Below are 26,769 nucleotides of genomic sequence, written 5' to 3' on the forward strand. Positions count from 1 at the left end.
ATGGACATCCTTTCTCAAGGCTCACGCGGCATGCGTGGGTGCAGGTCGTCGATAATGATCGGGTGCGCGTGCGGGCCCGCCCCGGCCAGATGCGGGTGATTTGGTGGTAGATCGGGGTGATTGTGAACAACCGGTTCCTGATCGTCACGCGGCCAAAGGCTGACTGCCACAACCACGCCTGCCATGGACAGAACAGACATACTGCCGAGCGCGACAGTCGGCCCATAGACGGTCATTATCCACCCAGCCAGCGGATACAGCACCAACCAGCAACCGTGTGACAGAGTAAACTGTGCGGCAAAGACGGCGGGGCGGTCTTCGGGATGGGCCGAACGGGTCAACAAACGACCCGAAGGCGTAAGGGTTGTAGAATACCCAAATCCGGTAAAGGCCCAAAAAACGGCAAGGACACCCAGCGTAAGTGGGATCGTCGCGGTCAGAACCGAGGCGACGGCCATAGCGCCCGACGCAAGAATGGCTCCGGACAGCATAACCTTGCGATCCTCAATCCGATCCAGCAGGCGGGGCAGAGTAAACGCCGCCAGCATCGACCCGCCGCCAAATCCGGCCAGTGCAATGGCCACGGCGCTTTCTGACAGGCCAAGGGTGGCCCGCACGATGACCACTGTGTTGACGATTACCATCGAACTCAGCGCTGCGGCGCTCCAGTTAAGCGCAAGCAGCCCCCTCAGCCGGGGCGTTTTCAGGTAGATGCGAATTCCGCGTGTCGTGCGGTCATAGATTCCGCGTGGTTTGCTGGGCTTGGGCGAGGGCAGGACGACCGAGACCACCAGCAATGCCGAAGCAACAAACCCCAGCGCCGTGCCCCAGAACAGGCTGTTGAAGCTGACCAGCAACAGAAGGGCCGCGGCAAACATCGGGCTCAGCAGGCTTTCCATGTCGTAGGCAAGACGTGACAGCGACAAAGCGCGGGTATATTCGTTTTCGTCCGGCAAGACGTCAGGGATCGTTGCCTGAAAGGCGGGCGTAAAGCCTGCCGAGGCGGATTGTAGCACGAAGATCAGCACATAGATTTGCCAGACCTCGGTCACGAAAGGCAGGCATACAGCGACTGCGGCGCGGATCAGGTCCAGAAGAACCAGCATTTTCCGACGGTCCAGCCGCTCGGCAAATGCAGCGGCCAGGGGGGCCACGGTGACATAGGCCACCATCTTGATCGTTAGCGCGGTGCCCAGCACAAGGCCAGCAGCGTCCCCGGCCAGATCAAAGGCCAGCAGCCCAAGCGCGACTGTGGCCAGCCCGGTTCCGGTCAGGGCGACGATCTGGGCAGCAAACAGGTGGCGGTAGGTCCGGTTTTTTAGAATGCTCAGCATGGTTCAGAGGTATTTCGTAATGGCTTTGAAATCCTCGATCCCGCCGCTATCGCCATCGGAAGACAGGCAATGGTCGATGTGATCATGGATCAAGGCGCGCTTGGCGTTGGTGACCGCTTTTTCAACGGCAAACAGCTGTTGGGCGATGTCAGAACAGGGCGCCTGACCTTCAAGCATGGCAATGACCTTTGCCAGATGCCCGTGGGCCCGTTTCAGCCTTGCCGTGATATGCGGATGCGACTCGCGGGGTACATTTGTCATGATGTATCCTTATCCCCCCCATGAGGATATTGTCAATCTTGTTGCGGGGATTTGCCCGTGACTTTTGGACGGCGTTGAGTTTATGGACCAAACCGCCTATCTCGGAGGCGATATCGCACAAAGGAATAGTCGGGTGGCGAACCATTTGTACAAAAACGACCTGCCGGACGGGCTGGATCTGGGCCTTGTTGTGGCCATTGACTGTGAAACCATGGGTCTGAACCCACATCGGGACCGCTTGTGCGTGATTCAGATGTCGGGTGGTGACGGCAACAGCCATATCGTGCAGGTGGAAAAAGGCCAGACTGAGGCGCCGAACCTATGTGCCATGCTGGAAAACCCTGACATTCTGAAGCTGTTCCATTTCGGGCGCTTCGACATCGCCGCCATGTACCATACATTTGGTGCTCTGGCCGCGCCGGTCTATTGCACCAAGATCGCCAGCCGCCTGGTGCGGACCTATACGGACCGGCATGGGCTCAAGAACCTGTGCCAGGAACTCATCAGTGTCGATATTTCCAAACAGCAACAAATGAGCGACTGGGGCGCAGTCTCACTTACGGACGCTCAATTGGATTATGCTGCGTCTGACGTTCTTTATCTGCATCAGCTGCGCGATGCGCTAAACATTCGGCTGGCTCGCGAGGACCGGACTGAAATGGCGCAGGCCTGTTTTGACTTCCTGCCGATGCGTGCGAAACTGGACCTCGCCGGTTGGCCCGAAACGGATATCTTTGCGCACTCATGACCGATACCGAAGCATTCCTGAAAACCGCCCGTCAGGTGGTGACTGACGAAGCCCGCGCGCTGGACGTACTTGCCGACAGTCTGGACGCGCATTTTGCTGAAGCCGTGCAGCTGATCCTTCAGGCCACCGGGCGCATCATCATCAGCGGTATCGGCAAGTCAGGCCACATAGGTCACAAGATCGCGGCCACGCTGGCCAGCACCGGAACGCCTGCCTATTTCGTGCATCCGGCCGAGGCCAGCCATGGTGATCTTGGCATGGTCTCCAAGGGTGATGTGGTTCTGGCGATTTCGAATTCGGGCGAGGCACCGGAACTTGCCAATCTGCTGGCCTTTACGCGCCGCTTTGGCATTCCGCTGATTGGATTGTCCAGCAAACCTGACAGCACATTGATGAAACAGGCCGACGTACATCTTCTGATCCCGTCGATGGGCGAGGCCTGCGGTTTTGGTATGGTGCCGTCGATCTCGACGACGCTGACCCTTGCCATGGGGGATGCACTGGCGATTGCCCTCATGAAATACCGCGATTTCCGGCCCGAGGATTTCCGTGCCTTCCATCCCGGTGGCAAACTGGGTGCGCAGTTGAGTACGGTGCGCGACCTGATGCACTCGGATATACCGGTGGTTCAATCAGGCACTCCAATGGGTGAAGCATTGTTGGTAATGAGCCAAAAGGGCTTTGGTGTGGTTGGTGTCACAGGTGAAAGCGGGCAATTGTTGGGTATTGTCACTGACGGCGACCTCAGGCGTCATATGCAAGGTTTGCTGGATCTTAGCGTGGATCAGGTCATGACCCTAAACCCTCGCACGATCGGGCCTGATGAACTGGCGGAACGGGCAGTTGCGTTGATGACGATGCAAACACCCAAGATCACGTGTCTTTTTGTTGTGGACCCTGACACCGGCGGCAAGGCCCAAGGTATCTTGCACATCCACGACTGCCTGCGTATCGGTCTGGGCTGAGGGAGGCTGAGGTGGACAGATATTCCCGCATGGTACAGTTCCTGAAGGTTCTGTTGCCGCTCGCGGCTATTGTGATGTTGTCCACGGTATTCCTGCTGTCCCGCAGCATCGAAACAAACGTTTCCGTGCCCTTCGCGCAAAAAGACATTGATGAGAGACTGGCGCAACAGGTAGTAACGCGACCGGATTACCGCGGAACGACCCGCAAGGGAGAGACCGTGCATATCGAGGCTGTGCAAGCCACGCAGGGCACCGAGGCGTCGGTTCCGACAGCATCCGAGTTTCGCGGCCGCTTTGGTCTGCTCAATGGCGGAACAATTACGCTGGATTCGAATTCCGGCCTGATCCGTCCGGATAATGGAACAGCAACCTTTGTTGGTGACGTGGTCATCACCACGGCGGATGGGCTCAAGGTCACGACGGATCTGCTCAATACCTCGTTGGACGAAATCCGGGGCGACACGCCGGGGCAGGTGAACGGAACCGGTCCGATCGGTAATTTTTCCGCGGGGCGCATGACCTTTGGCACTGAAAAAACGGACGGGCCGGTCCATATTGTTTTTACAGACGGTGTGAAGCTGGTATACGAGCCTGAAAAAGCAGAAAGATAACTTGTGTTCGATTTTCGATTTGTTCCTTTGTGCCTCGCCTTGATCGCGGGCGCCGTGCCCGTGACCGCGCAAGAGGCGCAGGTGGCTTTTGGGTCCGCGAATGCCGATCCGAGCCTGCCGGTCGAGGTGACATCGGAAACCCTGAACGTCAATCAAGAGGACGGATCGGCAGAATTCATCGGAAATGTCATCGTCGTTCAGGGTGAAATGCGCCTGACTGCCGAACGCGTGCTTGTTATCTACAATCAGGAACGCTCGGCGATCGAGCGAATGGAAGCGACCGAGAATGTGGTTCTGGTCAGCCCGCCGGATGCAGCGGAAGGCGACTGGGCTGAATACAAGATCGGCTCGGGTGAGATTGTCATGAAAGGCAACGTCCTGCTGACACAAGGCCCAAGCATCATCAGTGGCGATCAGATGAACGCCAACCTGACATCCGGTACGGCGACCATGACCGGGCGGGTCAAAACGATCTTGCAGCAGGGAAACAACTGATGGCGCTTCCCGACCTGAAACTGACCGAGGGCAGTTCCGGGCTGCGCATCGAGAAACTGCGGAAGTCCTATCGAAAAAAGACGGTGATCCGCGATGTCTCGATGACGCTGGGCCGGTCCGAAGTGGTGGCGCTGCTGGGGCCGAACGGGTCAGGTAAGACCACAACGTTCTATTCAGTTGCGGGGCTTGTGTTCCCCGAAGCGGGAAAAGTCACGATAGACGGCCAGAATGTAACTACGTTACCCATGTATCGGCGCGCGCGTCTCGGGATCGGGTATTTGCCACAGGAGATGTCGATCTTTCGCGGCATGAGCGTCGAGGACAACATTGCTGCCGTTCTGGATATCACGGTTTCTCATGCACATAAGCGCAAAGAGCGTTTGGAAGAGCTGTTGTCTGACTTCTCGATCGAACACTTGCGCAGGGCCCCGGCTCTGGCGTTGTCAGGCGGCGAGCGCCGCCGGGTCGAGATCGCGCGCTGTTTGGCCGCAGACCCCAAATACCTGCTGCTGGATGAACCGTTTGCAGGCGTTGACCCGATCAGTGTCGGGGATATTCGCCATCTGGTCGCGGATCTGAAAAAACGCGGTATTGGTGTGCTGATCACCGATCACAACGTCCGGGAAACGCTGGAAATTGTCGACCGGGCCTATATCCTGCATGACGGTCAGGTTTTGATGTCCGGCACACCTGATGAGGTTGTCGAAAACGAGAATGTGCGCCGCGTCTATCTGGGCGAGAATTTCCGCATTTCATAACCTTGCGCGGAGTTGTGCCAATTGCATGGTGGAAATCGCGTATATACACATCTGTTTTGATTGACTCTTCCCTCGTCTCTTGCCTCAATTGGCTTATGGCATTTACCCGGTTCCAGTCTGGATCTCGATGTCCCTTCTTCGAAGGGCTGGAAACAAGGCAACCGCGGAAAATGTCTCGACCCCCCACCCGATAAAAACAAGCCCGCCGCGTTCCGCGGCGTCAGAATGGGTGTGAATTGTGAAGGAGATCACATGCGTTACCAAATCAGCGGAAAACAGATCGACATCGGTTCGGCATTGCAGACACACGTGCAGACCGAACTGAATGAGGTCGTGGGCAAGTATGCGCAGCGGCCTACGGATGCCAACGTCGTCTTTTCCCGTTCGGCGCATGAATATGTATGCGAAACAACGGTGCACCTTTCCACTGGCCTGACGGCTCAGGCCAAGGCCCATGCAACCGAGATCTACGCGGCGTTTGAGGCGTGCTGCGGTAAAATGGAGAAACAGTTGCGTCGCTACAAGCGCCGCCTGAAGGACCACCACAAGGATCGGGTTGAACCGGTTGAACTCTTTGGGGCGTCCTCTTATATCCTCGCTTCAAACGAATCGGAGTCGGCCGATGAACCCGAATCGCTACAGCCCATGATTGTGGCCGAGATGGAAACAAAAATCCCATCTTTGAGCGTTGGAGAGGCCGTTATGCAAATGGAACTTGCCGGTGCGCCAGTGCTGGTGTTCAGAAATGAAAACAAGGACGGATTGAATGTCGTTTATCGTCGCGAAGACGGTAATATCGGCTGGATTGATCCGTAACAGGCAAGGATACGGGGCTGCACCCGCTGATGCGGGTGCGTGCCATGGAGCGTGATCATGGAGCTTTCGAGCATACTGAAGCCCGAAGCGGTGCGTGTATTGTCCGCGGCTTCCAGCAAGAAGCGGCTGTTTCAGGAAATCGGTGACGTCGCTGCAGCGACGCTGGGTATCGATCCTCAGGAAGCGGTTGATTTCCTGCTGGAACGGGAAAGCCTTGGGCCTACCGGAGTCGGCCATGGTGTGGCGCTGCCGCACGCGCGCCTGCCCGAGCTTGATTCGGTTTCAGGTGTTTTTGTCATGCTTGAGAAGCCCATCGATTTCGGTTCGGTTGATCGCCAGCCTGTGGACATTGCCTTCGCGCTGTTTGCACCGGAAGAGGCGGGTGTTGATCACCTCAAAGCTCTGGCGCTGGTGTCTCGCACATTGCGGGATACTTCGGTTTGCACCAAGCTCCGGGCGAACCCTGATCCGGTAAAGCTCTATGCGATCCTGACTGAGGCGCAGTCTATGCAAGCCGCCTGATTAACAAAAAAAGCCCCCGAAAACCGGGGGCTTTTTTCTTTTCATTTGACCGGATCAACCACCGGTTCCCATTTCCAGCGTCCACCAGATTTTACCACCGCCTTCCTGATGCCAGGCGAATCCCATTTGGGTGGCTTTGGCGTCCATGATGACAGACCTTGGTCCAGGTTCCTGCATCCATGCGGCAAGTGTTTCCGTCTCGGTCTCGTAGGTTTCGGAAATGGCTTCCCCCAGGAACGTTCCGAAATAGCCGACACGCGCTGCCCGGTCGATTGGTGATGAACCGTCTGACCCAAAATGCCAGGGCCGGTTCTGCCGCGACATATCCTTCGAATGTGTCGCTGCCGCTGCGTTCAGCTGCGCGTTCAGCTGTACGGGCTGCAACCCCTGAGCCTGACGCAAAGCATTGACCGAATCAAGCATGCGGAACTGCAGCTTTTCCGGATTGCCGCGGATCTTGTACACGGTCGGCAATGGGCGACCATCAGATCCCAGAGTGGTTGAGCCAGTGTTGGTACATGCCGCAAGTGCGACAAAGCAAATCAACAGTAAAGAAACGATGCGCGTCATGTTCGACCTGATTATTGTATCACAACAGGGCATAGCGCGCCTGCTTGTTCTGAGCAAACGCGCAATGGCCACAACTTGCGTGATTCTGCCGGTTTGGTTTGCGACTGAAGCATTCTGGCAATAGAATGCCTCTGATTTCAGACCTCACCTAAACACAGGACCCGTCGTCATGGTCAAAAAGCGCATTCATTCGCCCACCCGCAGGGGGTTTCTGGCAGGGGCTACCGCCACTCTGGCTACACCGGCACTGGCGCAATATATCCCGGGCGACCCGCTGCGCCCTGCACCCGAAACCGAACCGGCAGTTCGACGCAACGTATCCGGGTTCCGGGCATTGGATTGGCAACCGTATTTTTCGAACACCAGAAATGGCGCCATACTGGTCGACACCGTCTCAAGAGCGCTGCATTACTGGTCGGATGACCAAACAGTCTATAAATTGTACCCGTCGTCGGTTCCGCTGACCGAAGAACTCACCCGGCGCGGGCGCACCAGTGTGATCCGCAAGGTCGAAGGCCCAAGCTGGTCTCCGACGCCGTCGATGAAGAAGAGAAATCCGGAATGGCCGGACTACATTCCTCCGGGTCCTGATAACCCATTGGGAACACACGCTTTATACCTAAGCTGGAAGTATTATCGCATTCACGGGACGCACGATACACGCAAAATCGGCCGAAGATCTTCGAACGGCTGCATCGGCCTTTTCAACGAAGACATCGCCGAGCTGTTTTTGATGGCGAAGGTTGGCACGCAAGTGTTGCTAATTTGACGACATTTTCGTGTACGAACCCGCTCACCGGTCAAGTTGCAATTGCATTCCCGCTCTAATGCTGATTAGAAAAAACTACGAGGTAAGTCTTAGATGTGCGGCTCCGGATATTGGAACCGTGCAAATTCTGGAGGTTAATATGAAGAAACTCGTTCTCGCCGCAGCTCTGACTGCAGCAGCTTCGACTGCATATGCTGGCAACCTGGAAGAGCCGGTTGTTGAAGCACCAGTTGTTGTTGAAGAAACTCAGGGTTCGTCGCAGGGCATTCTGCTGCCGCTGATCCTGCTGGTCGTTGTTGCTGCTGCTGTTGCTGCAAGCTAATCCGACACGGAATTCATGAAAAAGGCGGTGGAGCAATCCACCGCCTTTTTTAATTCCAACAGGTCTTCAAGCCTGTTGCGCGCCGGGGGGATACTGACAGGCCAGTATCAAGCCGAGCTTGACGTTCTCATAGGAAATGCGGGTTGCGTTCTGGAAACGCTTTACGCCAGCCACCCGCACAAATTATCTTCGATCACCTTTCCAAGTGCCGCGATATGGGCGCCGTCATCGTTAAGGCATGGAATATAGGTAAACGTCTCGCCGCCTGCTTCTTCGAAGCTCTCTTTGATTTCTTCGTTAATCTCTTCCAGCGTTTCGATGCAGTCCGCAGAAAACGCCGGGGCAATAACAGCAATGTTCTTTTTGCCTAGCTTCGCCAGGTCGGCCACGTGATCCACAGTGTAAGGTTTCAACCATTCTTCGGGGCCAAAGCGCGACTGGAAGGTCGATACCAATTGATCATCCGTCCAGCCCAATCGCTCCTTTAACAGCCTCGTCGTTTTAGCACACTGACAGTGATAGGGATCGCCCTGCTGCAAATACCGCTCGGGCATCCCATGATATGAGCAGACCAGAATGTCGGGTTTTGTTTCCATAGCCTCGTATGCACGTTCAACTGACTGTGCCAGCGCATCGATATAAATAGGTTCATCGAAATAGGCCGGAACGGTTCGCGTGGCGGGCTGCCAGGCTTCGTCCATCAGCGCGCGAAAGAACTGGTCGTTGGCGGTGGCCGTCGTTGCGCCAGCGTATTGAGGGTAAAGCGGAAAGAACAAGATGCGATCGCACCCTGCCGCTACCATCTCGCGCACTTTGGATTTGGTCGACGGGTTGCCGTAACGCATACAGAAATCGACCATGACCTGATCACCGTATCGTGCGTGCATCGCCTGGCTCAGCTTGGCGGTCTGGTCCTTGGTGATGGTCATCAGCGGGCTTTCGCCTTTTTCCTGGTTCCAGATCGATTTGTAAGCCTCGCCGGAACTGAAAGGTCGCTTGGTCAGGATGATCGCCTGTAGAATCGGTTGCCATTTCCACTTTGGATAATCGATGACACGCTGGTCCGACAAAAACTCATTCAGATATCGGCGCATCGGCCAATATGTGTAGTCGTCCGGCGTGCCCAGATTGGCCAGCAATATGCCGACGCGCCCCATCCTGATCTTGGGGTGATCCGTAGGAGCGTGAGCGGGTCGCGTGGCATCAAACATATGAGGCTTCCTGAATTTCTTGCGTTAGGGCCTGAAATAAGGGGATTTGGTCGCGCGTCAATCGGGCAGTTTGCCCTCGTCCGTGCGCAAGGCGTCAGCCAAACGTGCTTGCGCTGACCCAGGACGCAGTGGTTTGGGTTGACTTTCGTGGGGGGACCATCCGGTCAGGCAGATCAGTTCAAACGTGGCTGCCAGACGTCCCGATGCTGTGGTGAAATGAGACGCGTAAATGTTTTGCGCGGCCTCAAATACTGCGCCTTTGGTCGGGTGTTTCAGTCGCCCGGATAGCGCATTGGCCTCACCCATATGCCGCAGATCGTGCATCAGGTGCCAGATGTCACGGTACTCAGCCGTGAGCGGCACCGAGTCTGCGACTGGCAAGGCCAGACCGGCCCGCTGCAACAAACCGCCGAAGTCTCGCAACCCGGCCATCGGGGCGATGCGGGGGCTGAGGCCACCGGTAACGTCAATCTCGGCCTGACCCAACGCCGCGCGCAATTCGTGCAACGTTTCGCCGCCCAGACAAACAACCAGCAACAACCCGTCGGGTTTCAGCGCGCGGTGGCATTGGATTAACTGACCCACCGGATCGTTTGCGCAGTGCAGTGTCATGGCGTGGATAACAAGGTCATGGGCGCCGGGTTGCAGTGCCAGCACGTCGTCATCCGCAATGATCGAGGCTTCGGGAAACGCGTCCGTCCAAAGCTGCGGGTATGCGGTCACGATCGCTGCCGCCGTAAAGGTTTTGTTAACCATGGAGAGCCGATCCTGAACCTCGTCCATCGCGGCGCGGTGCAGAAAAAGGGCGTCATCCTGCACGCGGCTGCGATGACGCAGAATGGCGGCACGGTCAAAAAGTGAGGGTGCAATGGGTTCGGGCAGTTTCATAGCTGGCAAGTATCGCATCGCGCAACGGATTCAAACCGCACTTGCGCTGATTTATCCACCACGTTGCATGGGGTGCGGCGACCTGACCGAGTCCGATTTTGGCCTGTGTGGCCCATGTTGGCGGGAAACGCCATTCATTGGCGGCACGGTCTGTGAAAGTTGCGGTCTGCCCCTGATCGGGGGGCAGGACGAGTTTCGGACCGAGTGCGATGATTGCCTGAAGACCGCGCGCCCCTGGAGGGCAGGACGCGCCGCGCTTTTGTATGACGGCAAGGCGCGGTCACTGATCCTGGCGTTGAAACATGGTGATCGGCCCGAACTGGCCCGCCCTGCCGCGCAGTGGATGGTGCAGGCAGGGCGCCCATTGTTGCGACCGGATATGGTGATTGTTCCGGTTCCATTGCATTGGTCTCGGTTGCTGAAAAGGCGATACAACCAGTCAGCACTGTTGGCGCAGAACCTGGGGCGCGAGACAGGATTGGAATGTGTGCCCGATCTGTTGATTCGCAAAAACAAGACGCCGGTACTGGACGGCAAAACAGCTGCCGAGCGGGCACAGATTTTGGGCGACGCGATATGCCTTCACCCCCGAAAAGCCCGCCATCTGACGGGCCGGAACGTTTTGCTGGTAGACGATGTGATGACGTCCGGGGCAACACTGGCCGCATGCACTCGTGCCTGTCAGGCGGCGGGGGCAAATCATATTTTCGTGTTGGCTCTGGCGCGCGTTGCCAAGGATGCCTAATTCGCCCAAGATTGCGCGAAATCCGAAGGGAACGGAAAATGAAGTCGGTAGAGATCTATACATCGCCACTGTGCGGGTATTGTCATGCAGCCAAACGCCTGCTGAAGCAGAAAGGTGTCGAGTTCAAGGAGATCGACGTGCTGATGCACCCCAAACGCAAACCTGAAATGATTCAACGTGCCGGAGGCAAACGCACGGTCCCCCAGATTTTCATCGGCGCTACGCATGTCGGCGGTTGCGATGATTTGTACGAGTTGGAGCGTCAGGGCAAGCTTGACCGTCTGCTTGCGGCCTGATGAAAACCGCGCTGCTGCAAATCACCTCGTCGGACGATCCGGCAGAAAACCTCGGGATGGTCCGAGGCATGATGGCCAAAGCGGCAGAACAGGGCGCCCGCTTTGTTCTGACGCCAGAGGTTACGAATTGCGTTTCGACCAGCACCACACGGCAGCGCGCGGTTTTACAACATGAAGAAGATGACATCACCTTGGCGGGCCTGCGCGAACAGGCTGCTGATCTGGGTGTTTGGCTTCTGATCGGCTCGTTGGGGCTCAAGACTCATGACAATGACGGTCGTTTTGCCAATCGTTGCTTTATGATCGGACCGCAAGGTCAGATCGTGGCGCGGTATGACAAAATCCATATGTTCGATGTGCAGGTCACTGAGACCGAGACGTTCCGCGAATCAAAGAATTACCGCCCAGGCGAAAAAGCGGTTATCGCAGAAACGGATTTCGGCAAGGTTGGTCTGACCATCTGTTACGATATCCGCTTTCCATATTTGCACGCGGCACTGGCGCAGGCGGGCGTGCGCATTCTGACCGTCCCGGCCGCGTTCTCGCCGGTCACAGGTGCCGCGCATTGGGAAGCCTTGCTGCGCGCACGTGCAATCGAAACCGGGTGTTGGGTGCTGGCCCCGGCCCAAACAGGGGAACATCCAAAAACCGGCGGTAAAACACGCTATACTCACGGTCACAGCATGGTCGTCGACCCGTGGGGAAAGGTGCTGATCGACGCAGGGACCGATCCAGGCATTCACATTTTCGATTTGGATGATAGTTCTGTGACTGAGGCACGGCGACGTGTCCCTTCACTGCACCACCGCCGTTCCTTCGACGGACCCTGACAGAACGGAACAATGACAGACGACACCAATGCCCTTGCGGTCACGCTGTTCAGCGAGATCCTGACCGCCGACCAGCTATTGCGGAACCGGCTTAGCCGGGTGCTGCCCAAGGGCATGGAAATCTCGCATTTCTCGGTTCTGAACCACCTGGCTTTTGTCGCGGATGAGCGTAGCCCGGCGCAGCTGGCCAACACGTTCCACGTGACCCGAGGGGCGATGACCAACACCTTGGCCAAGCTGGAATGGGCTGGATACATCCACATCCGACCCGATTGGGACGATGCCCGCCGCAAGATGGTCGCGATCAGCCCCGCCGGTAAACGCGCGCGGGATCAGGCGATTTCCTCGATTGCTCCGTTGATCAACCGCGTGGTCGGAGAGTTGGGGGACGACCGTGTTCGGTCGACATTGCCAGTGCTGCGCGATCTGAGAAAACAGCTGGAAGGGGAATAACCCTCAGCCCGGCTTCACACTCGCCGTCACATAGTTCACGCTTAGATCCCGGTCCGAGATCGACCAACTCCAGAGGATCGGGTTGAAGACGAACCCCTTGCGGTCCACCGGGTCCATCCCCGCCTGACGCAGCAGGTCGAACAACTCATCAGGGGTGATGAACTTGTTCCACTCATGCGTGCCGCGCGGCAGCCAGCGCATGACGACCTCGGCCCCGAAAATGGCCATGGCATAGGATTTCGGGTTGCGGTTGATGGTTGAGCAGATCAGCAGCCCACCCGGCTTGAGCAATTGTTGCGAGGCGGTCAGGAAACCCTGTGGGTCGGCCACATGCTCGACCACTTCCATGTTCAGGACCACGTCGAACTGCTCACCTGCGGCGGCCATGTCTTCGGCTGTGGTGTGGCGATAGTCGATCTCCAAACCGGATTGCTCGGCATGGATACGCGCAACAGGCAGGTTGCCTCCGGCGGCATCGGCCCCGACGACCTCGGCCCCCAGACGTGCCATGGGTTCGCTTAGCAGACCACCGCCACAACCGATATCCAGCAGGCGCAGCCCTTCGAACGGATTTCGCGCTTTCAGATCACGGTCGAATTCACCGGCAATCTGCTGTGTGATATAATCCAAACGGCAAGGATTCAGCATGTGCAACGGTTTGAATTTCCCATGAGGATCCCACCATTCCGCCGCCATCGCTTCGAATTTTGCGATCTCGGATGGATCCACCGTGTTCGGATGCGCTTGCATTCCTGTCTCCGTATGCTCTTTTACGCTTAAGGACTATATAGGGCCATAATGGACAAGTACCCGGACCAAAAGCGCGCAGTTCAATATCTGTACCCGCCGATCGATCCGTTCGACCAGCGTATGGTCGATATGGGCGACGGGCACCGTATCTATGTGGAACAATGCGGTAACCCCGAAGGCATACCGGTGGTGATCCTGCATGGCGGCCCAGGCGGTGGCTGCAGCCCCGCAATGCGGCGTTATTTTGATCCACAGGCCTACAGGGTGATTCTATTTGATCAGCGTGGGTGTGGCCGGTCTCGCCCCACGGCTTCGGTTGAAAACAACACGACATGGCATTTGGTGGCCGATATTGAACGGTTGCGCGACCTGTTCGAGATTGATGAATGGATTGTTTTTGGCGGCAGCTGGGGCGCGACCCTTGCGTTGATCTACGCGCAGTCGCATCCAGACCGGGTCAGCCGATTGGTGCTGCGCGGTGTGTTCCTGGCAACTGACGCTGAACTTGACTGGTTTTATGGCGGCGGAGCGGGACGTTTCTGGCCGGAACAGTGGCAGAAATTTACCTCACTGTTGCCCGAGGTGGAGCTGAAGGACACCATCACCGCCTACAATAAACGCCTGTTCTCGGGGGACCGCGCGACCGAGACCCTGTATGCGCGGGCATGGTCGCACTGGGAAAATGCGCTGGCGTCGATCCACACGAACGGATCAGTGGGCGAAAGCCCCGGCGAATACGCCCGTACATTTGCCCGGCTCGAGAATCACTATTTCTACAATAAGGCGTTCCTGGAAACGGATGGGCAGATTCTAGATCAAATGGACCGGATTGCTCATATCCCGGGTCACATCGTGCAGGGGCGATACGACATGATTTGCCCGCCGCAGGCCGCCTGGTCGCTGAGCGAACGCTGGCCGAATGCCGAGATCAAGATGGTACGTCAGGCCGGTCATGCGCTTTCTGAACCCGGGATCAGCGCAGAACTCATCCGGATCATGGATCGCGTGGCGGAGGGTTTGGCATGACTCGCATCGACCGCCGTGCCTTGTTTGCCTCGGGTGCCGCCGCCGCGCTGCTTGCCGCGACAGGCGCGTCCCTGGCGGACAGACCTGAGAAAGGCGGCACGCTGCGATTGGCCGTACCGCGCGACGACAGTCTTGAGCAGGTGGCGCGCGGTGCGGTTTTCGACACGCTGACCGAGATCGCCCCGGATGGCACTTTGCGGGGCGAGCTTGCGACGGGCTGGCAAACCGACGCCGATGCGAGGGTCTGGAGCTTTGATCTGCGCAACGATGCGGTGTTCCACGACGGCGCGTCTTTGGACATCGCAGATGTTGCGGCCGTATTGGCCGAGGTCGGGCATACCGAGGCATTGACCGCCAACCGTTTGCGGCTGGAACTGGCCGAGGCAAATCCGGGCCTTCCATTCCTTTTGGCAGAAAGTCGTTTTATCATTGCCCGCAATGGCGAAGGCGTCACGCCGCTACACAACGCCAATGGCACGGGTTGTTATCGTGTCGAACGCGCCGAAGACGGGCGGCATTTCCTGGGTCGCCGTGTTTTGGGACATTACAAGGACGGTCAGGCCGGTTGGGTCGATGCATTCGAAGTGATCGTTATTCCCGATGCCCGTGTCCGCGCCGAGGCATTGCGTGATGGCTATGTCGATGTCGCCGCCTTCCCCGATTCGTCAGAGATCCGCGGTACGCGCGGTCTTCGCTATTATCCTTCCGAGACCGATATGGCGCTGGCCGTCTCTGGGGCGGTGGGATTGCCGCGGCAGATTGCAGGACGCACGGTTCTGGACGACGGTCGTATCGCTGAACGGTGGTGGATCGTGTAATTCCGGGTGACACTTCTGTCGGGGGTTGCAGACTCGGATCATCCTGCGTATATGCAGTTTCAACAGCGGCGCGTTGGACTTCCGGTCCAAGGCTCCACCGGAAAATTCGACGGGCCGCGCGCCCGTTTTTTTGTGCCCGATTGACAGGGTAGAGAACCTGATGACAAACGACCTGATAGCCAAAGCTGCCATTGACCGGCGACTTGCCGAGATCATCACCCCGGTGATCGAAGATTTGGGGTATGAGCTGGTCCGTGTCCGGCTGATGAGTGGCAAGCAGACCACGCTGCAAATCATGGCTGACAAACCCGAAGGCGGCATCGAAGTGGATGACTGCGCCGAGATTTCGAATGCGGTCAGCGCCACCCTGGATGTCGAGGACCCGATCCTCGACGCCTATACGCTTGAGGTGTCCAGCCCCGGTATCGACCGCCCCCTGACGCGCCTCAAGGATTTTGAGACTTTTGAGGGGTATGAGGCCAAGATCGAAACCTCTGAACTGATCGATGGCCGCCGCCGGTTCAAAGGGGAACTGGCCGGGATCGAAGGAGAAGAGGTTCTGATCAATATTCCCGAAGGGTCCGAGACGATCACAATCGGCCTGCAATTCGACTGGCTGAGTGATGCCAAGCTGGTCCTGACCGATGATCTGATTAAGGAAATGCTGCGCCAGCGCAAAGATGCGGGCGCCCTGAACGAAAAAGCTTTCGACGAGATTGAGACCGAAGGGTCCGAAGAGGAGACGAACTGATGGCAATTACCTCAGCCAACCAGCTGGAGCTGCTGCAGACTGCCGAGGCCGTGGCCCGCGAAAAGATGATCGACCCCGGTCTGGTTGTCGAAGCGATGGAGGAATCGCTCGCCCGCGCTGCCAAGAGCCGCTACGGCGCCGAGATGGACATTCGCGTGTCGATCGACCGCAAGACCGGCAAGGCGACATTCACCCGTGTGCGCACCGTGGTCGAGGATGACGAGCTTGAGAACTATCAGGCCGAATTCACCGTCGAACAAGCCAAACAGTACATGGAAGACCCGCAGGTCGGTGACGTTTTTGTTGAAGAAGTGCCGCCGGTCGAAATGGGCCGGATTGCGGCGCAGTCCGCCAAGCAAGTGATCCTGCAAAAGGTCCGCGAAGCCGAGCGTGATCGTCAGTATGAGGAATTCAAGGATCGTGCGGGCACCATCATCAACGGTGCCGTCAAGCGCGAAGAATTCGGCAATGTCATCGTCGATCTCGGCGGTGCCGAGGCTGTTCTGCGCCGCAATGACAAGATCGGTCGCGAAAGCTATCGCCCGAATGATCGTGTGCGCGCGTATATCAAGGAAGTCCGCCGCGAAGTGCGTGGCCACCAGATCTTCCTGTCGCGTACCGCGCCAGAGTTCATGGCCGAGCTGTTCAAGATGGAAGTGCCGGAAATCTATGACGGTATCATCGAGGTCAAGGCCGTGGCCCGTGACCCCGGTTCTCGCGCCAAAATCGCCGTGATCTCGTATGACGGCTCGATCGACCCTGTTGGCGCCTGCGTTGGTATGCGCGGCAGCCGCGTGCAGGCCGTTGTGAACGAACTGCAGGGTGAGAAGATTGACATCATCCCGTGGAACGAAGACCAACCGACCTTCCTGGTGAACGCGCTGCAACCTGCCGAGGTTTCGAAGGTTGTTCTGGACGAAGAAGCAGGCAAGATCGAGGTTGTCGTTCCGGAAGAGCAGTTGTCTCTTGCAATCGGTCGTCGCGGTCAGAACGTGCGTCTGGCAAGCCAACTGACCGGGCTGGATATCGACATCATGACCGAAGCTGAAGAATCGGCGCGTCGTCAGAAGGAATTCGAATCTCGTACCAAACTGTTCATGGACAGTCTGGATCTGGACGAGTTCTTTGCGCAACTGCTGGTTTCCGAAGGCTTCACCAACCTCGAAGAAGTTGCCTATGTCGAGATTGATGAACTTCTGGTCATTGACGGCGTCGACGAAGGCACTGCGCAGGAACTTCAGACCCGGGCGCGCGAGTTCCTGGAAGCCCAGGCCAAAGCCGCTCTGGATGCGGCGCGCGCACTGGGTGCCGAGGACAGCCTCATTGAATTCGAAGGCCTGACCCCCCAGATGGTAGAGGCGCTGGCCAAGGACGATGTGAAGACGCTGGAAGATTTCGCAACCTGTGCAGACTGGGAACTGGCCGGTGGCTGGACCACGGTCGACGGTGAACGCGTCAAGGATGATGGCGTGCTGGAGCCCTTTGGCGTCACGCTCGAAGAAGCACAAGACATGGTCATGACTGCGCGTATCCTGTTGGGTTGGGTTGATCCGGCCGAGTTGGAGCAGGCGGAAGAAGACATCGACGGCGACGCAGCAGACGAGGAGGTCGAGGCCTGATCTCAGGTCTCGGGTGGCGCGTATGGGTCGCGGTGGCGTCCATAAGGATCGGTCTGACGGACCCGAACGCAAGTGCATCGCCACAGGCGAGGTTCAGCCTAAATATGGCTTGATCCGCTTTGTGACGGGCCCGGACGGTCAGGTCTTTCCGGATGTCGCGGCAAAGTTGCCGGGACGGGGCGTTTATGTGGCGGCGGATCGTGCTGCGCTGGACAAGGCCATTGGTAAGAAACTGTTTGCGCGGGGGTTCAAGGCACAGGTGACTGTGCCTCAGAACCTCGCGACAGAAGTTGAAAAGCAGATCGCGCGCCGTGTGATTGAGTTGCTCAGTCTGGCGCGCAAGTCCGGCGACGCGGTTGCCGGGTATGAAAAGGTCAAGTCGTGGCTGGACCGGGAAGAGGCTCAGGTGCTGATTCAGGCCACTGATGGATCGGGGCGCGGCAAGTCGAAGCTCAGTACGCCGCACTTCGGAAAATACATCGGTTGGCTGACGGCAGACGAATTAGGGCAGGCATTTGGGCGCCAAACGGTGATTCATGCGGCCTTGGCCTCTGGCGGACTCGCCAAACGTGTTGTAGAGGAAGCGCAGCGCCTGCGTGGCTTGCGCGAAACGGATGACGGCGGCAAGGGCCGCGCGGAAGGGTAAGAAGCTTTATGAGCGATAGTGACGGCAAAAAGACATTGGGTCTTCGTGGCGGGGCACGCCCCGGAAATGTGAAACAGAGTTTCAGCCACGGACGCACCAAGAATGTCGTGGTGGAAACCAAACGCAAGCGCGTAGTGGTCCCCAAGCCGGGCGCGGCAAAGCCGGGTGGCGGTGCCGCCCCTTCGGGTGATCCGTCGCGTCGTCCCGCAGGTATTTCCGACGCGGAAATGGCGCGCCGTATGAAGGCTTTGCAGGCTGCCAAGGCCCGCGAGGTCGAAGAGGCCGCTGAACGCGAAGCCGCTGAAAAGGCACGCGAAGAAGAGCGCGTGCGCCGCCGTGCGGAACAGGAAGCGAAAGAGCGCGAGCAGCGTGAAGCCGAAGAGCGCGCGCGTCAGAAAGCCGAAGATGAAGAGCGCAAGCGCGTGGAGGCTGAAGAAGAAGCCAAGCGTGCCGCTGTTGCTGCTGCCGCTTCGCCGGCCCCTGAAGAAGCCAAAGCTGCACGCAGCCCGGCCAGCAAACCTGCGCCTGCTGCCGCACCTCGCAAGCAGGATCGCGAACGCGAACAGCGCGGTCGTGGCAAGGGTCGTGAAGACAACCGTCGTTCGGGTAAGCTGACATTGGGTCAGGCCACCGGTGACGAAGGCAGCCGCCAGCGGTCGATGGCAGCGATGAAGCGCAAGCAGGAACGCGCCCGTCAGAAAGCCATGGGCGGTTCGGTCGAGCGGGAAAAGGTGATCCGCGACGTACAACTGCCTGAGGCGATCATGGTCTCGGAACTGGCCAACCGTATGGCCGAGCGCGTGGCTGACGTGGTCAAATCACTGATGCAGATGGGCATGATGGTCACGCAGAACCAGACCATCGACGCTGATACTGCCGAGCTGATTATCGAAGAGTTTGGCCATAAGGTCACCCGCGTCTCTGATTCGGATGTTGAGGACGTCATCAAAGAGGTCGAAGACAGCGAAGCCGATCTGAAGCCTCGTCCGCCCGTCATCACCATCATGGGTCACGTCGACCACGGGAAAACATCGCTGCTGGATGCAATCCGCGATGCGCGTGTTGTGGCTGGTGAGGCCGGTGGCATCACCCAGCATATCGGCGCCTATCAGGTGAAAACCGATGGCGGCTCGACGCTGACCTTCCTGGATACTCCCGGACACGCGGCCTTCACCTCGATGCGCTCGCGTGGTGCCCAGGTGACCGACATCGTGGTTCTGGTCGTCGCTGCCGATGACGCGGTCATGCCGCAGACAATTGAGGCGATCAATCACGCGAAGGCAGCCAAGGTGCCGATGATCGTGGCGATCAACAAGATCGACAAGCATGATGCAAATCCGGACAAGGTGCGCACCGATCTGCTGCAACACGAAGTGATCGTCGAGAAAATGTCGGGTGAGGTTCAGGACGTAGAAGTGTCTGCCATCACCGGTCAGGGTCTGGACGAGTTGCTGGAAGCCATCGCATTGCAGGCCGAGATTCTGGAACTGAAAGCCAACCCTGATCGCGCTGCCCAAGGTGCCGTGATCGAGGCACAGCTGGACGTGGGCCGCGGCCCGGTCGCAACGGTTCTGGTTCAGAACGGTACATTGCGTCAGGGCGATATCTTTGTCGTGGGTGAGCAGTATGGTAAGGTCCGTGCTCTGATCAACGACAAGGGTGAGCGCGTCAAGGAAGCTGGACCGTCGGTTCCCGTTGAGGTTCTTGGTCTGAACGGTACGCCTGAAGCAGGCGATGTTCTGAACGTGACCGAGACCGAAGCACAAGCCCGTGAAATCGCCGCCTACCGTGAACAGGCTGCCAAGGACAAACGCGCTGCCGCTGGTGCCGCAACGACCCTTGAACAGTTGATGCAGAAGGCCAAGGAAGACGAAAATGTCACCGAGTTGCCCATTCTGATGAAAGCAGACGTTCAGGGTTCGGCGGAAGCCATCGTTCAGGCAATGGAGAAGATCGGCAACGAAGAAGTACGCGTGCGCGTTCTGCATTCGGGTGTTGGTGCCATTACCGAAACGGATGTCGGTCTGGCCGAAGCGTCTGGAGCTCCGATCTTTGGCTTCAACGTTCGGGCAAATGCCTCGGCACGGAATACCGCAAACCAGAAGGGCGTCGAGATTCGCTATTACTCGGTGATCTATGACCTCGTAGACGACGTGAAAGCAGCCGCATCCGGCCTGTTGAGCGCCGAAATTCGCGAGAAGTTCATCGGCTACGCCGAAATCCGTGAAGTCTTTAAGGTCACCGGCGTTGGCAAGGTTGCTGGCTGTCTGGTCACCGAAGGCGTGGCGCGTCGTTCCGCTGGTGTCCGCTTGCTGCGCGACAACGTGGTGATTCACGAAGGAACGCTGAAGACGCTGAAGCGTTTCAAGGATGAAGTGGCCGAGGTTCAGTCGGGTCAGGAATGTGGTATGGCATTCGAGAACTACGATGACATTCGCGCAGGCGACGTGATCGAAATCTTCGAGCGCGAAGAAGTCACCCGCACGCTGGACTAACCCCGGCAAAAGATGATTACGAAAAACAGCGGCCCCCTCAGGCCGCTGTTTTCTTTTGACGAAGCTCTTATTTTGTCCGACGCAGAAATGTAGCTGAATGCATGATGATATCGAAATGATGCATTCCTTGCGCGAGCGTAAAACTAACCGGGTGTCCGGCCTTTCGCAGCCTTTCGGCATAGTCGCGGCTTTGGCGAATGAACTCACCCGTATCACGTTCGGCTACCGAAACGTGGTATCGAGGACCGGGCCGGGGCAGATTGCGGATAGGTGACAGATCGTTGACCTCGACCGGCGTCAATTGCAGCGGATCGTTCACCGACATCAGGCTGATCGGTTCCAGGTCGTATATACCGCTGATCAAAATCACATCCCGCACCCGAAGCCCCGCTTTGGCAAGGGCATCTGATGAGGTTGCCATCACCATCGCCGCCAGATGCGCGCCTGCACTGTGACCTGACAGGGTGATCCGCGACGGATCGAATCCCAGCTCCTCCGCCTGGGCCGCCAGCCAAAGCAACGCGTCACGGCATTCATCGATCATGCCACCAATCCGGACATCGGGTGCCAGCGTATAGTTCACAGTCGCAAAAGCTTGCCCGTGTTCTACCAGACCCGGTGCCATCAGAGACGATTCATTCTGGCTGAGCGCCTGCCAGTACCCGCCGTGAATGAAGACGTGCAGAGGTGCCTTGTCATCGCGAGCGGGAAAGAAATCCAGAACTTGTGCGGGGCTATCACCATAAGCCAAGTTTTCCTGTACCGGAAAGTCGGCCCGCGCCTGAGCGCTCAGTGCTTTATAACTGGCAAGATAAGGGCTCAGGTTGCCACCGATCATTGTGCTGGGGGAATACTCCCGCTCCAGATCGGATTGCGAAAATCCTCGATACAGCATGTCTTAGGTCTGCCCGCTATACATCAAATCCGTACGCACGTCGTAAAGGTCGTGGAAAAACCGCAGCTCAAGCGCCTTTCGCAAAAAGGCCACGCCGCTTGAGCCACCAGTGCCAGGTTGCATCCCGATCACGCGCTCAACTGCGGTGGCATGATCAAAGCGCCAGCGTTGAAACAGGCTTTCCACATCCATCAGTTTTTCGGCCAAAGCATAAAGGTCCCAGTATTTTTCAGTGTTGCGGAATACCTCGACCCAGATTTTTACCACGCGCGAATCGCCGGAATAGGGTTGGGCGTAATCGCGTTCGATCAGATCCTTGGGCACGTCGAACCCTTGACGGGCCAGCATGTGCAACACTTCGTCATAAAGTGACGGTTTGGTCAGTGCGGCATTCAGCATCTCCATCACCTCTGGGTCATGCGCATGGACCTTCAGTGTTGAGGCATCCTTGTTGCCAAGGATGAATTCGATTTGCCGGTAGCCGTAGCTCTGAAACCCTGACGAGTTGCCGAGAGCCTGCCGGAACGTCATATAGTCGGCAGGTGTCATTGTCAGCAGGGTTTCCCAAGCCGCAATCAACTGCCGTTGAATGGCCTTGATGCGGTCGAGGTTTTTCATGGCTGGGCCAAACTCGTCCTGTTGCAGAAAACGGCGCACCTCGACCAGTTGGTGGTGCATCAGTTTCAGCCACAGTTCGCTGACCTGATGGATGATAATGAACAGCATCTCGTCTGGCTGCGCGGGGTCCTGAAAAGTCTTTTGCAGATTCAGCAGTGTTTTGAGTTGCAGAAAATCTCCATAGCTTTTGCGATGTGTCTCGGCGAAATCAGTGACCAGAGTGTCTTCGACACCTCTTTGCAATAGACGATCGTCTTTGTTCTCGCCCATCTCATGCCTCCCTTGTGCGATCCTTGCACCTGTCTAGGCGTTGAGTTCGTAACTTTCCAGCGGGTTAGGTCCAGTCAAGGACAACCTTGCCAGAGAGGCCGGATTTCATCGCGGCAAATCCATCCGCAAAATCATCAACCGCAAAGCGATGCGTGATCACGCGGGACACATCCAAACCGTTTTGCAGCATGGCGATCATCTTGTACCAGGTCTCGAACATCTCGCGACCATAGACACCCTTAATTGTGATCGCCTTGAAAACGATACGCGACCAGTCGACCGGAGATTTCCCCGGCGGTATCCCCAGCAGGGCGATTTTCCCACCCATCACAAGCGCCTCGACCATCTGGTCAAGCGCGGCTTGTGAGCCGGACATTTCAAGCCCCACATCAAAGCCTTCTTTCATTCCAAGCTGTGCGATGACATCGTGCAAATCTTGTTTGGAAACATCAACGGTCCGCACCGATGGCACCACATGTTCCGCCAGTTTCAACCGTTCGGCGTTAATGTCGGTAATCACAACATTGCGGGCACCTGCATGGCGGGCAACGGCGGCGGCCATGATGCCGATGGGTCCTGCGCCGGTGATCAGGACGTCCTCGCCCAGAAGGTCAAAGCTTAGCGCGGTGTGCACCGCATTGCCCAGCGGATCAAGGATTGCCCCGATCTCATCCGGGATATCGTCCGGCAGGGGAACAACGTTGAAGGCGGGCAATTTCAGGTATTGCGCAAACGCGCCCTGTTCATTCACCCCGATCCCGCGCGTACCGGGGTCGAGGTGAAATTTGCCTGCGCGGCTTTGACGGCTTTCAGTGCCGATCAGATGCCCTTCGCCGGAACAGCGCTGCCCAACATCCAGGCCGGTGACGTTGCTCCCAATCTCGACGATTTCCCCGGCGAACTCATGACCAGTGATCATCGGAACCGGAACGGTGTGAGAGGCCCACTCATCCCAGTTCCAGATGTGAATGTCGGTACCGCAAATTCCGGTCTTGTTGATCTTGATCAGTACCTCATCAGGCCCGATTTCAGGGACCGGGGCCTGTACCATCCACAACCCTTCTTCAGGTTTCGACTTTTCCAGCGCTTTCATCGTGTTGGGTCGCATCAGATCACCCCCAGTTCCTTGCCGACCTTGCCAAAGGCCGCCAGCGCGCGGTCCAGTTCGTCCCGCGTCAGGGCAGCGTTCATCTGCGTTCTGATCCGCGCCTGTCCGCGGGGAACAACAGGAAAGAAGAAGCCCGAGACATACACGCCCTCGTCAAACAGCTTGGCGGCCATCTCTTGTGCCAGCGTTGCATCGCCCAGCATGACAGGGATGATCGGATGTTCACCGGGCAAAAGGTCAAAGCCAAGCTTTTCCAGACCAGCACGCCAGTACTTTGCGTTTCCGAATAACTGCGCGCGTAGAATGTCGCCTTCTTCGACCAGGCGGATTGCCTCAAGTCCTGCGGCGACGATGGATGGCGGCAGCGAGTTCGAGAACAGATAGGGCCGCGCCCGCTGCCGCAGCAGGTCGATCACTGGCTGCGGCCCGGCGATGTAGCCGCCGATTGCCCCCCCAAGTGCCTTGCCCAAAGTTCCTGTCAGAATGTCGACATCAACACCAAAGTGATCCGGTGTTCCGGCGCCGCGCGGGCCCATGAAGCCGGTTGCATGGCAATCATCGACCATGACGATGGCATCGTATTTATCAGCCAGTTCGCGAATTTTCGGCAAGTTGGCCAAATAGCCATCCATCGAGAACACGCCATCGGTTGCGATCATGATATGACGCGCGCCATCCTCGCGCGCCTGCTTCAGCCACGCTTCCAAGTCGTTCATGTCATTGTTCAGATAGCGATAGCGCTTGGCCTTGCACAGCCGCACCCCGTCAATGATAGAGGCGTGGTTCAGACTGTCCGAAATGATGGCATCTTCAGGCCCCAGCAACGGTTCGAACAGCCCGCCATTGGCATCAAAACAGGCCGCGAACAGGATCGCATCGTCCTTGTTTAGGAACTTGGCCAACCGCTGTTCCAGTTCACGGTGAATATCCTGTGTTCCGCAAATGAACCGGACCGAGGCCATGCCGAAACCTTTCGGACCCATCGCATTGGTTGCGGCCTCGATCAGCGCGGGGTGATCCGCAAGACCCAGATAGTTGTTGGCGCACAGGTTGATCACCCGTTTGCCGCCCACCGTAATCTCACCGCCCTGAGGCGAAGTGATCATTCGTTCGCGCTTGTACAGCCCTTCGGATTCGATTTGTGCGAGTGTGTCCGTGATGTGGGACAGGAATGCATCTGCCATGGCGACCTCCGTTCAACTGAGTCGCACATCTAACATAGCGGATGAATTTCCCAAATAGGGGAATTTCAATATACAGGAAAAATTTCCGTGAAGGCGGAAAGTTGCTGATGTCAGGCGTTCTTTACGATCAAGAACACCCGCGCTGATTCTTTGGCCGAGATGGAATGCACGATATCCGCGGCATAGCGGGCGGTGTCCCCTTGGCTCAGTTCCGAAACGGCACTGCCCGATGTAACCTTGACGGTGCCTTCCAGCACTGTCAGCTGTTCGTGCGCGCCACGCGCATGGGGCTGACTGTTCAAGGCCCCGCCTGTGTCGAACTCGATATCATAAACCTCATGACCTCCGGCCTCTTCCGGTGGGGACAGGATGCGAATGCGACAGTTCTGCCCCATATTGTCGATGCTGGGCACCTCGGACGCGCGCAGCACCTCGATTTGATCGCTGGCTTTTGAACCTTCCAGAAGACCGGCAAAATCCACCTGTAGCGCACGTGTCAGGTTCCAGAGGGTCGAGATCGTTGGGCTGCTTTCCCCGCGTTCGATCTGGCTAACCATGGATCTGGATACGCCACTGAGGTTTGCGACTGCTTCCAGCGACAGTCCTTTGGCCCGTCGTGCTTCTTTCAGGCGGGCGGGCAAAAGGTTCAGGATATCGTCTGTGTTCTCCGTCATGACGGAATCCATGCGTATTGGGACCTCGCTTGTCAATTCCATCCGTGACGGCACGTCCTATAGGACAGAATAATGCTGCGTGTGCATACTGACGACGATTCCAAGAGGAGAAAGACATGACAGACATCGTATTGCTGGATGGTGCGCGCACCGCGATTGGAACTTTCGGTGGCGCACTTGCGTCATCCGCGCCCATTGATCTGGCGACGGTGGTCACCGAAGCCGCCTTGGAGCGGTCTGGGGTAGAAGGTGCTCAGATCGGGCATGTTGTATTTGGCCATGTCATCAACACCGAACCTCGGGACATGTACCTGTCGCGCGTGGCCGCGATGCAGGCCGGAATTCCGAACGGCACCCCTGCGATGAATGTAAATCGGCTGTGCGGTTCGGGGGCACAGGCGATCGTGTCAGCAGTGCAATCCTTGATGCTTGGCGATGCCGATTTCGCCGTGGCAGGTGGCGCAGAAAGCATGTCGCGCAGCCCTTACATTGTTCCACAGGCGCGCTGGGGCGCGAAAATGGGTGATGTCACATCGCTGGACATGATGCTGGGTGCATTGAACTGCCCCTTTGGCACAGGGCACATGGGCGTGACGGCCGAGAACGTTGCCGATGAACACCAGATCAGTCGTGAACAGATGGACGACTTCGCCCTGACTAGCCAGACCCGCGCGGCAGCTGCAATTGAAGCCGGATATTTCGAAAGCCAGATCGTGCCCGTTCAGGTGAAGGTCAAGCGTGACATGGTGGATTTCAAAGTTGATGAGCATCCAAAGGCGACGACAGCCGATGCGCTGGCCGGGTTGCGACCGGTGTTTAAAAAAGATGGGCGTGTGACGGCGGGCAATGCCTCGGGCATCAACGACGGCGCGGCGGCGATGGTTCTGGCAACGGCGGACGCGGCGGAAAAGGCCGGATTGAAGCCAAAAGCGCGTGTGATCGGATATGCACATGCTGGCGTGCGCCCCGAAATCATGGGTATTGGCCCGGTACCGGCCGTTCAGAACCTGTTCAAAAAGACGGGTTTGTCGGCGGAAGATTTCGAAGTGATCGAAAGCAACGAAGCATTTGCCGCGCAGGCGCTGGCCGTCAACCAGGAGCTTGGGTTGGATGCAGCGAAAGTGAACCCGAATGGAGGCGCGATAGCGCTGGGGCACCCTGTAGGCGCGACGGGCGCCATCATTACCATGAAGACGCTTTATGAGTTGGAGCGCACAGGCGGATCAAAAGGGTTGATCACCATGTGTATCGGTGGCGGTCAGGGGATCGCCATTGCCATCGAGCGGCTCTGATCCGGGTCTGGGCAAAGGGGGGCTGTCTG

The 26,769-nt window shown here is 57.6% G+C and carries 31 protein-coding genes; 20 read left to right on the forward strand and 11 right to left on the reverse strand.

The annotated features are described in order from the left end of the window. Window positions 1–14: 14 nt before the first annotated feature. Complete coding sequence (locus ACR0BZ_RS11665) at window positions 15–1,334, reverse strand: MFS transporter (protein ID WP_480920262.1); 1,320 nt, start codon at window positions 1,332–1,334, stop codon at window positions 15–17. Window positions 1,335–1,337: 3 nt separating this feature from the next. After that, the gene (locus ACR0BZ_RS11670) at window positions 1,338–1,595 is read right to left on the reverse strand and encodes a metal-sensing transcriptional repressor (protein WP_480546232.1); all 258 of its coding nucleotides are present in this window, start codon (window positions 1,593–1,595) and stop codon (window positions 1,338–1,340) included. 133 nt (window positions 1,596–1,728) lie between these two features. On the opposite strand from ACR0BZ_RS11670, the gene ACR0BZ_RS11675 reads away from it, so the two are divergent. From ACR0BZ_RS11675 to ACR0BZ_RS11705, 7 genes are all read left to right on the forward strand, one after another. Then, on the forward strand, window positions 1,729–2,343 hold the full coding sequence (locus tag ACR0BZ_RS11675) for a ribonuclease D (protein WP_480920263.1): 615 nt from the start codon (window positions 1,729–1,731) through the stop codon (window positions 2,341–2,343). Next, entirely contained in the window at window positions 2,340–3,308 is a 969-nt protein-coding gene (locus ACR0BZ_RS11680; protein ID WP_480920264.1) for a KpsF/GutQ family sugar-phosphate isomerase, read from the forward strand. Before ACR0BZ_RS11675 ends, ACR0BZ_RS11680 begins: the two co-directional genes overlap by 4 nt. An 11-nt stretch (window positions 3,309–3,319) precedes the next feature. Next, a complete protein-coding gene (gene lptC, locus ACR0BZ_RS11685; RefSeq protein ID WP_209599207.1) occupies window positions 3,320–3,919 on the forward strand; it encodes an LPS export ABC transporter periplasmic protein LptC in 600 nt (199 codons plus the stop codon). A gap of 3 nt (window positions 3,920–3,922) precedes the next feature. Then, complete coding sequence (locus ACR0BZ_RS11690; protein ID WP_209507207.1) at window positions 3,923–4,414, forward strand: LptA/OstA family protein; 492 nt, start codon at window positions 3,923–3,925, stop codon at window positions 4,412–4,414. Beyond that, window positions 4,414–5,172: an LPS export ABC transporter ATP-binding protein gene (gene lptB / locus ACR0BZ_RS11695; RefSeq protein WP_480507210.1), complete on the forward strand. Its 759-nt coding sequence runs from the start codon at window positions 4,414–4,416 to the stop codon at window positions 5,170–5,172. Before ACR0BZ_RS11690 ends, lptB begins: the two co-directional genes overlap by 1 nt. Window positions 5,173–5,424: 252 nt before the next feature. Further along, window positions 5,425–5,988, forward strand: a complete 564-nt coding sequence (gene hpf, locus ACR0BZ_RS11700) for a ribosome hibernation-promoting factor, HPF/YfiA family (protein WP_209507274.1) — start codon at window positions 5,425–5,427, stop codon at window positions 5,986–5,988. A gap of 57 nt (window positions 5,989–6,045) precedes the next feature. Continuing rightward, on the forward strand, window positions 6,046–6,510 hold the full coding sequence (locus ACR0BZ_RS11705; RefSeq protein ID WP_480920265.1) for a PTS sugar transporter subunit IIA: 465 nt from the start codon (window positions 6,046–6,048) through the stop codon (window positions 6,508–6,510). A 54-nt stretch (window positions 6,511–6,564) separates the two neighbouring features. Here the strand turns inward: ACR0BZ_RS11705 and dalA are convergent, their stop codons facing one another. Then, window positions 6,565–7,080: a divisome-associated lipoprotein DalA gene (gene dalA / locus ACR0BZ_RS11710; protein ID WP_267363096.1), complete on the reverse strand. Its 516-nt coding sequence runs from the start codon at window positions 7,078–7,080 to the stop codon at window positions 6,565–6,567. A 169-nt stretch (window positions 7,081–7,249) separates the two neighbouring features. Here dalA and ACR0BZ_RS11715 point away from each other — a divergent pair, with 169 nt between their 5' ends. Both ACR0BZ_RS11715 and ACR0BZ_RS11720 read left to right on the forward strand, forming a co-directional pair. Further along, window positions 7,250–7,849, forward strand: a complete 600-nt coding sequence (locus ACR0BZ_RS11715) for a L,D-transpeptidase (RefSeq protein WP_480920266.1) — start codon at window positions 7,250–7,252, stop codon at window positions 7,847–7,849. Between the two features lie 139 nt (window positions 7,850–7,988). Next, complete coding sequence (locus ACR0BZ_RS11720) at window positions 7,989–8,171, forward strand: hypothetical protein (protein ID WP_117870963.1); 183 nt, start codon at window positions 7,989–7,991, stop codon at window positions 8,169–8,171. Between the two features lie 161 nt (window positions 8,172–8,332). On the opposite strand, the gene hemH is transcribed toward ACR0BZ_RS11720, so the two are convergent. Both hemH and ACR0BZ_RS11730 read right to left on the reverse strand, forming a co-directional pair. Then, window positions 8,333–9,382, reverse strand: a complete 1,050-nt coding sequence (gene hemH, locus ACR0BZ_RS11725) for a ferrochelatase (RefSeq protein WP_480920267.1) — start codon at window positions 9,380–9,382, stop codon at window positions 8,333–8,335. 57 nt (window positions 9,383–9,439) lie between these two features. Continuing rightward, complete coding sequence (locus tag ACR0BZ_RS11730; protein ID WP_480920268.1) at window positions 9,440–10,270, reverse strand: methyltransferase domain-containing protein; 831 nt, start codon at window positions 10,268–10,270, stop codon at window positions 9,440–9,442. Between ACR0BZ_RS11730 and ACR0BZ_RS11735 the strand changes: the two genes are divergently transcribed. From ACR0BZ_RS11735 to ACR0BZ_RS11750, 4 genes are read left to right on the forward strand one after another with little or no spacing between them, the layout of a single operon-like run. Beyond that, on the forward strand, window positions 10,251–11,015 hold the full coding sequence (locus ACR0BZ_RS11735) for a double zinc ribbon domain-containing protein (protein ID WP_480920269.1): 765 nt from the start codon (window positions 10,251–10,253) through the stop codon (window positions 11,013–11,015). The two genes, ACR0BZ_RS11730 and ACR0BZ_RS11735, sit on opposite strands and share 20 nt — an antisense overlap. 38 nt (window positions 11,016–11,053) lie before the next feature. After that, window positions 11,054–11,311, forward strand: coding sequence for a glutaredoxin 3 (grxC, locus tag ACR0BZ_RS11740; protein WP_480483930.1), 258 nt, complete (start codon window positions 11,054–11,056; stop codon window positions 11,309–11,311). Further along, window positions 11,311–12,141 (forward strand): carbon-nitrogen hydrolase family protein, encoded by an 831-nt coding sequence (locus tag ACR0BZ_RS11745; RefSeq protein ID WP_480920270.1) that lies wholly within the window; start codon window positions 11,311–11,313, stop codon window positions 12,139–12,141. The genes grxC and ACR0BZ_RS11745 overlap by 1 nt, the downstream gene beginning before the upstream one ends. Before the next feature lie 12 nt (window positions 12,142–12,153). Then, complete coding sequence (locus ACR0BZ_RS11750) at window positions 12,154–12,594, forward strand: MarR family winged helix-turn-helix transcriptional regulator (protein ID WP_267363106.1); 441 nt, start codon at window positions 12,154–12,156, stop codon at window positions 12,592–12,594. A 3-nt stretch (window positions 12,595–12,597) separates the two neighbouring features. Here the strand turns inward: ACR0BZ_RS11750 and ubiG are convergent, their stop codons facing one another. Beyond that, complete coding sequence (ubiG, locus tag ACR0BZ_RS11755) at window positions 12,598–13,344, reverse strand: bifunctional 2-polyprenyl-6-hydroxyphenol methylase/3-demethylubiquinol 3-O-methyltransferase UbiG (RefSeq protein ID WP_480832885.1); 747 nt, start codon at window positions 13,342–13,344, stop codon at window positions 12,598–12,600. 48 nt (window positions 13,345–13,392) lie between these two features. Here ubiG and pip point away from each other — a divergent pair, with 48 nt between their 5' ends. The 6 genes from pip to infB all read left to right on the forward strand — a co-directional run bounded on the left by pip (window position 13,393) and on the right by infB (window position 20,699). Beyond that, complete coding sequence (pip, locus tag ACR0BZ_RS11760; protein WP_480832887.1) at window positions 13,393–14,370, forward strand: prolyl aminopeptidase; 978 nt, start codon at window positions 13,393–13,395, stop codon at window positions 14,368–14,370. Next, window positions 14,367–15,188 (forward strand): ABC transporter substrate-binding protein, encoded by an 822-nt coding sequence (locus tag ACR0BZ_RS11765; protein ID WP_480920271.1) that lies wholly within the window; start codon window positions 14,367–14,369, stop codon window positions 15,186–15,188. The genes pip and ACR0BZ_RS11765 overlap by 4 nt, the downstream gene beginning before the upstream one ends. Before the next feature lie 160 nt (window positions 15,189–15,348). Next, on the forward strand, window positions 15,349–15,939 hold the full coding sequence (gene rimP / locus ACR0BZ_RS11770; RefSeq protein WP_480474795.1) for a ribosome maturation factor RimP: 591 nt from the start codon (window positions 15,349–15,351) through the stop codon (window positions 15,937–15,939). Next, window positions 15,939–17,558, forward strand: coding sequence for a transcription termination factor NusA (gene nusA, locus ACR0BZ_RS11775; RefSeq protein ID WP_480474797.1), 1,620 nt, complete (start codon window positions 15,939–15,941; stop codon window positions 17,556–17,558). Before rimP ends, nusA begins: the two co-directional genes overlap by 1 nt. A 22-nt stretch (window positions 17,559–17,580) precedes the next feature. Next, window positions 17,581–18,204: an RNA-binding protein gene (locus tag ACR0BZ_RS11780; protein WP_480488113.1), complete on the forward strand. Its 624-nt coding sequence runs from the start codon at window positions 17,581–17,583 to the stop codon at window positions 18,202–18,204. An 8-nt stretch (window positions 18,205–18,212) separates the two neighbouring features. After that, window positions 18,213–20,699 carry a translation initiation factor IF-2 gene (infB, locus tag ACR0BZ_RS11785; protein ID WP_480488111.1) on the forward strand — a complete coding sequence of 829 codons (2,487 nt, stop codon included), beginning with the start codon at window positions 18,213–18,215 and terminating at the stop codon, window positions 20,697–20,699. A 67-nt stretch (window positions 20,700–20,766) separates the two neighbouring features. Here infB and ACR0BZ_RS11790 read toward each other — a convergent pair whose 3' ends face one another. The 5 genes from ACR0BZ_RS11790 to ACR0BZ_RS11810 form a co-directional block, all read right to left on the reverse strand. Further along, the gene (locus ACR0BZ_RS11790) at window positions 20,767–21,594 is read right to left on the reverse strand and encodes an alpha/beta hydrolase (protein ID WP_480920272.1); all 828 of its coding nucleotides are present in this window, start codon (window positions 21,592–21,594) and stop codon (window positions 20,767–20,769) included. Between the two features lie 3 nt (window positions 21,595–21,597). Further along, on the reverse strand, window positions 21,598–22,482 hold the full coding sequence (locus ACR0BZ_RS11795) for a tryptophan 2,3-dioxygenase (protein ID WP_480920273.1): 885 nt from the start codon (window positions 22,480–22,482) through the stop codon (window positions 21,598–21,600). 64 nt (window positions 22,483–22,546) lie between these two features. Next, window positions 22,547–23,575, reverse strand: coding sequence for an L-threonine 3-dehydrogenase (tdh, locus tag ACR0BZ_RS11800; RefSeq protein ID WP_480920291.1), 1,029 nt, complete (start codon window positions 23,573–23,575; stop codon window positions 22,547–22,549). 14 nt (window positions 23,576–23,589) lie between these two features. Beyond that, entirely contained in the window at window positions 23,590–24,774 is a 1,185-nt protein-coding gene (locus ACR0BZ_RS11805) for a glycine C-acetyltransferase (protein WP_480832896.1), read from the reverse strand. Window positions 24,775–24,884: 110 nt separating this feature from the next. Continuing rightward, the gene (locus tag ACR0BZ_RS11810) at window positions 24,885–25,448 is read right to left on the reverse strand and encodes a helix-turn-helix domain-containing protein (protein ID WP_480507233.1); all 564 of its coding nucleotides are present in this window, start codon (window positions 25,446–25,448) and stop codon (window positions 24,885–24,887) included. A gap of 116 nt (window positions 25,449–25,564) precedes the next feature. On the opposite strand from ACR0BZ_RS11810, the gene ACR0BZ_RS11815 reads away from it, so the two are divergent. Further along, window positions 25,565–26,740 (forward strand): acetyl-CoA C-acyltransferase family protein, encoded by a 1,176-nt coding sequence (locus tag ACR0BZ_RS11815; protein WP_480920274.1) that lies wholly within the window; start codon window positions 25,565–25,567, stop codon window positions 26,738–26,740. Window positions 26,741–26,769 lie beyond the last annotated feature (29 nt).

Source organism: Ruegeria sp. P8, assembly GCF_056534665.1.

Coding starts and splice junctions, on each gene's coding strand:
- ACR0BZ_RS11665 (WP_480920262.1), bottom strand. CDS start 1,334: ATGCTGAGCATTCTAAAAAACCGGACCTACCGCCACCTGTTTGCTGCC.
- ACR0BZ_RS11670 (WP_480546232.1), bottom strand. CDS start 1,595: ATGACAAATGTACCCCGCGAGTCGCATCCGCATATCACGGCAAGGCTG.
- ACR0BZ_RS11680 (WP_480920264.1), top strand. CDS start 2,340: ATGACCGATACCGAAGCATTCCTGAAAACCGCCCGTCAGGTGGTGACT.
- lptB (WP_480507210.1), top strand. CDS start 4,414: ATGGCGCTTCCCGACCTGAAACTGACCGAGGGCAGTTCCGGGCTGCGC.
- hpf (WP_209507274.1), top strand. CDS start 5,425: ATGCGTTACCAAATCAGCGGAAAACAGATCGACATCGGTTCGGCATTG.
- ACR0BZ_RS11705 (WP_480920265.1), top strand. CDS start 6,046: ATGGAGCTTTCGAGCATACTGAAGCCCGAAGCGGTGCGTGTATTGTCC.
- dalA (WP_267363096.1), bottom strand. CDS start 7,080: ATGACGCGCATCGTTTCTTTACTGTTGATTTGCTTTGTCGCACTTGCG.
- ACR0BZ_RS11715 (WP_480920266.1), top strand. CDS start 7,250: ATGGTCAAAAAGCGCATTCATTCGCCCACCCGCAGGGGGTTTCTGGCA.
- ACR0BZ_RS11720 (WP_117870963.1), top strand. CDS start 7,989: ATGAAGAAACTCGTTCTCGCCGCAGCTCTGACTGCAGCAGCTTCGACT.
- hemH (WP_480920267.1), bottom strand. CDS start 9,382: ATGTTTGATGCCACGCGACCCGCTCACGCTCCTACGGATCACCCCAAG.
- ACR0BZ_RS11735 (WP_480920269.1), top strand. CDS start 10,251: ATGGGTTCGGGCAGTTTCATAGCTGGCAAGTATCGCATCGCGCAACGG.
- ACR0BZ_RS11730 (WP_480920268.1), bottom strand. CDS start 10,270: ATGAAACTGCCCGAACCCATTGCACCCTCACTTTTTGACCGTGCCGCC.
- grxC (WP_480483930.1), top strand. CDS start 11,054: ATGAAGTCGGTAGAGATCTATACATCGCCACTGTGCGGGTATTGTCAT.
- ACR0BZ_RS11745 (WP_480920270.1), top strand. CDS start 11,311: ATGAAAACCGCGCTGCTGCAAATCACCTCGTCGGACGATCCGGCAGAA.
- ACR0BZ_RS11750 (WP_267363106.1), top strand. CDS start 12,154: ATGACAGACGACACCAATGCCCTTGCGGTCACGCTGTTCAGCGAGATC.
- ubiG (WP_480832885.1), bottom strand. CDS start 13,344: ATGCAAGCGCATCCGAACACGGTGGATCCATCCGAGATCGCAAAATTC.
- pip (WP_480832887.1), top strand. CDS start 13,393: ATGGACAAGTACCCGGACCAAAAGCGCGCAGTTCAATATCTGTACCCG.
- ACR0BZ_RS11765 (WP_480920271.1), top strand. CDS start 14,367: ATGACTCGCATCGACCGCCGTGCCTTGTTTGCCTCGGGTGCCGCCGCC.
- rimP (WP_480474795.1), top strand. CDS start 15,349: ATGACAAACGACCTGATAGCCAAAGCTGCCATTGACCGGCGACTTGCC.
- nusA (WP_480474797.1), top strand. CDS start 15,939: ATGGCAATTACCTCAGCCAACCAGCTGGAGCTGCTGCAGACTGCCGAG.
- ACR0BZ_RS11780 (WP_480488113.1), top strand. CDS start 17,581: ATGGGTCGCGGTGGCGTCCATAAGGATCGGTCTGACGGACCCGAACGC.
- infB (WP_480488111.1), top strand. CDS start 18,213: ATGAGCGATAGTGACGGCAAAAAGACATTGGGTCTTCGTGGCGGGGCA.
- ACR0BZ_RS11790 (WP_480920272.1), bottom strand. CDS start 21,594: ATGCTGTATCGAGGATTTTCGCAATCCGATCTGGAGCGGGAGTATTCC.
- ACR0BZ_RS11795 (WP_480920273.1), bottom strand. CDS start 22,482: ATGGGCGAGAACAAAGACGATCGTCTATTGCAAAGAGGTGTCGAAGAC.
- tdh (WP_480920291.1), bottom strand. CDS start 23,575: ATGAAAGCGCTGGAAAAGTCGAAACCTGAAGAAGGGTTGTGGATGGTA.
- ACR0BZ_RS11805 (WP_480832896.1), bottom strand. CDS start 24,774: ATGGCAGATGCATTCCTGTCCCACATCACGGACACACTCGCACAAATC.
- ACR0BZ_RS11810 (WP_480507233.1), bottom strand. CDS start 25,448: ATGACGGAGAACACAGACGATATCCTGAACCTTTTGCCCGCCCGCCTG.
- ACR0BZ_RS11815 (WP_480920274.1), top strand. CDS start 25,565: ATGACAGACATCGTATTGCTGGATGGTGCGCGCACCGCGATTGGAACT.